Source organism: Pseudolysinimonas sp., from assembly GCF_031389465.1.
GTDB lineage: Bacteria > Actinomycetota > Actinomycetes > Actinomycetales > Microbacteriaceae > Pseudolysinimonas_A.
This window is the reverse complement of record NZ_JANMSQ010000333.1, coordinates 1-3,126: the sequence shown is the minus strand read 5'-3', so window position 1 is coordinate 3,126 and position 3,126 is coordinate 1. Positions and strand designations below refer to the sequence as shown.

Sequence of the window (3,126 nt, the reverse complement as noted above, 5' to 3'; positions counted from 1 at the left end):
CGTCGCGGCCCTCTCGACCGAGCGCACCCCGCGCGGCCAGGACGGCGTGAAGTGGCTCGCCCGCGAACGCAACGCCGGCTCGTTCCTGCGTCAGCTCAATCTCGGCGAGGGCATCGACACCGCCGCGATCTCGGCGTCCTATGAGAACGGCGTGCTGAGCGTCGTCATCCCGGTCAGCGAGAAGGCGAAGCCGCGCAAGATCGAGGTGCAGGCGGGCAGCCCCGCTTCCACCAACGTCGCCGTCGAGGCCTAACCACGGGTCACGAAGAGCCCCGGACGCCAAGTGCGCCCGGGGCTCTTCCGTACGCTGGGAGCATGCTCGGCGCCGACGAACCCGACCACCGCGGCCGCACCGGCCTGCACCTGACGGGCCTCGGCCTGGACCGCAATCCCGGCGTCATCGTCGACCAGGTCGAACTGCTGGCGGCCGGTTGGCACGTGCTGCGCCGCACCCGATTCCGAGAACGAGATGCCGCTGGCGCCTGGATCGCGAAAGTCGCGGAGACCTATGACCGCGGCAACGGCGCAACGATCCTGCTCTACGACCCCGAGCGCCGCACCGTGCTGCTGACGCGTCAGTTCCGCTATCCGGTGTACGTCAACGACCACCCCGACGGGATGCTGCTGGAGACAGCGGCCGGGCTGCTCGACGACGACGATCCCGAGACCGCGATCCGACGTGAGGCGATCGAGGAGACCGGCCACGAAGTCGCCGACCTCGAGCACGTCTTCGACGTCTACATGAGCCCCGGCTCGGTGACCGAGCGCATCCACTTCTATGCCGCGCGCTACTCGGCCGACACGAGCGCTCACGCGGGGGGCGGACTCGCCGAGGAGGGCGAACACATCGATGTCGTCGAGCTCGGTTTCGACGAGGCACTCGCCGCGATCGGCACGGGAATCATCGACGCGAAGACGGTCATGTTGCTGCAGTGGGCGGCGCTCCGCGGCCCCTTCGCGCCAGCGCGAGGCGTGGCGACGCGGCAGACTTGAGTCTGCAGCGAGAGGACCTGATTGTGCACGCGACGACGCCGGAGCTCACCGACGACGAGGTGCGCACCATTCGAGGCGACTTCCCGATCCTCGCTGAGACGGTCAACGGCCATCCCCTCGCCTACCTCGACTCGGCCGCGACGACGCAGAAGCCCCGGGCGGTGCTCGACGCCGAGCGCGAATTCCTCGAGCGACGCAACGCCGCCGTGCACCGCGGAGCGCACACCCTCGCCGCCGAGGCGACCGAGGAGTTCGAGGCCGCCCGGGCGACGGTCGCGGCGTTCGTCGGCGCCGACGTCGGCGAGATCGTCTGGACCTCGAACGCCACCGAGGGCATCAACCTCGTCGCCTACGGTCTCTCCAACGCCGCCTTCGGCGACGGCGACCCCGCACTCGCGGTCGGGCCGGGCGACGAGATCGTCGTCACCGAGCTCGAGCACCACGCCAACCTCATCCCCTGGCAGCAACTCGCACGGCGCACCGGCGCGACGCTGCGGTACCTCCCGGTCGACGACGACGGGGCACTGCGCCTCGATCTCGTCGGGGAGGTCATCACCGACCGCACCCGGGTGGTCGCCGTCTCCCACGTGTCGAACGTGCTCGGCATCGTGAACCCCGTCGCAGTGCTCGTCGAGGCCGCCCATCGCGCGGGTGCGATCGTCGTGCTTGACGCGTGCCAGAGCGCCCCCCATGCGCCGCTCGACCTCGGCGAGCTCGACGTCGACATCGCGGTGTTCTCGGGCCACAAGATGCTCGGCCCGACCGGAGTGGGCGTGCTCTACGGCAAGCGCACGCTGCTTGAAGCCCTGCCCCCCTTCCTCACCGGCGGATCGATGATCACAACGGTGACGCTCGACCGCGCGGAGTTCATGGCCCCGCCGCAGCGATTCGAGGCGGGCACGCAGCGCGTATCGCAGGCCATCGGCCTCGCCGCCGCCGTGCGCTACCTCGACGCGGTCGGGATGCCGCGCATCGCCGCGCACGATCGCCAGCTGGGGGCCCGGCTCGCCGAGGGCCTCGACGCCATCCGGGGCGTGCGGGTGCTGGGGCCCGTCGGAGTCGAGCGGGTCGGGCTCGCCGGATTCGATCTCGCCGGGGTGCATCCGCACGACCTCGGTCAGGTCCTCGACGACCGAGGGATCGCCATCCGGGTCGGGCACCACTGCGCGCAGCCGCTGCATCGTCGGCTGGGTCTCGGCGCGAGCGCGCGGGCGAGCGCCGCGCTCTACACGACCGACGACGAGGTCGACCGGTTCCTCGACGCGGTCGATGAGGCCGCCGGATTCTTCGGGGTGCGGTCGTGAGCTCCGACGACCTGCGGGCGCTCTACCAGGAGGTCATCCTCACCCACGCGCGCGATCCCGACGGGCGCGGAATCGTTGACGGCTGGACGGGTCGCGCGCGCGAGGTGAACCCGCTCTGCGGAGACGAGATCGATCTAGCTGTCGGCGTCGAGGGCGGCGTCATCCGGTCGATCACCTGGGAAGGTCACGGCTGCGCGATCTCGCAAGCTTCGGCCTCGCTGCTCACCGGGTTGCTGGAGGGGGCGACGGTCGCCGACGCACGCGAGCGCATCGAACTGTTCCGCACCGCGCTCCGCTCCCGCGGCGAGATCGAGCTCGACGAGGAGCACTTCGGCGACGCGGTCGCCCTCGGCGGGGTTTCCCGTTATGTCGCGCGGGTGAAATGCGCGATGCTCGCCTGGGTCACCCTCGAGAACGCTCTCGCCACGAGCTGAACGTCAGCCCAGTTTTGCCTTGAGGTTCTCGTCGATCGCCGCGAGGAAGTCCTCGGTCGTCAGGTACGCCTGGTCGTCGCTCACCAGCGTCGCGAGGTCCTTCGTCATCTTGCCGCTCTCGACGGTGGCGATGACGACATCCTCAAGGGTCTGCGCGAAGTCGATGAGCGCCTGGTTGCCGTCCAGCTTGCCGCGGTGCATGAGACCGCGGGTCCAGGCGTAGATCGAGGCGATCGGGTTGGTCGAGGTGGGCTTGCCCTGCTGGTGCAGGCGGTAGTGCCGGGTGACCGTGCCGTGGGCCGCTTCGGCTTCGACGATCTTGCCGTCGGGGGTGGTGAGCACCGAGGTCATCAGGCCGAGCGAGCCGTAGCCCTGCGCGACCGTGTCGGACTGCA

General features: G+C 70.2%; 5 protein-coding genes. 4 read left to right on the top strand and 1 reads right to left on the bottom strand.

Features of this window, described 5'->3' with window-relative positions:
* From RMO30_RS12800 to sufU, 4 genes are all read left to right on the top strand, one after another.
* The coding region (locus RMO30_RS12800; protein ID WP_309714173.1) for an Hsp20 family protein at positions 1 to 253 on the top strand (253 nt) is incomplete at its 5' end.
* 62 nt (positions 254 to 315) lie between these two features.
* Entirely contained in the window at positions 316 to 993 is a 678-nt protein-coding gene (locus RMO30_RS12795) for an NUDIX domain-containing protein (protein ID WP_309714171.1), read from the top strand.
* Positions 990 to 2,297 carry a SufS family cysteine desulfurase gene (locus RMO30_RS12790; protein ID WP_309714169.1) on the top strand — a complete coding sequence of 436 codons (1,308 nt, stop codon included), beginning with the start codon at positions 990 to 992 and terminating at the stop codon, positions 2,295 to 2,297. The genes RMO30_RS12795 and RMO30_RS12790 overlap by 4 nt, the downstream gene beginning before the upstream one ends.
* Positions 2,294 to 2,731, top strand: a complete 438-nt coding sequence (gene sufU / locus RMO30_RS12785; RefSeq protein ID WP_309714167.1) for a Fe-S cluster assembly sulfur transfer protein SufU — start codon at positions 2,294 to 2,296, stop codon at positions 2,729 to 2,731. The genes RMO30_RS12790 and sufU overlap by 4 nt, the downstream gene beginning before the upstream one ends.
* A gap of 3 nt (positions 2,732 to 2,734) precedes the next feature.
* Here sufU and RMO30_RS12780 read toward each other — a convergent pair.
* A partial coding sequence (locus RMO30_RS12780; protein WP_309714165.1) for an isocitrate/isopropylmalate family dehydrogenase occupies positions 2,735 to 3,126 on the bottom strand: 392 nt, incomplete at its 5' end.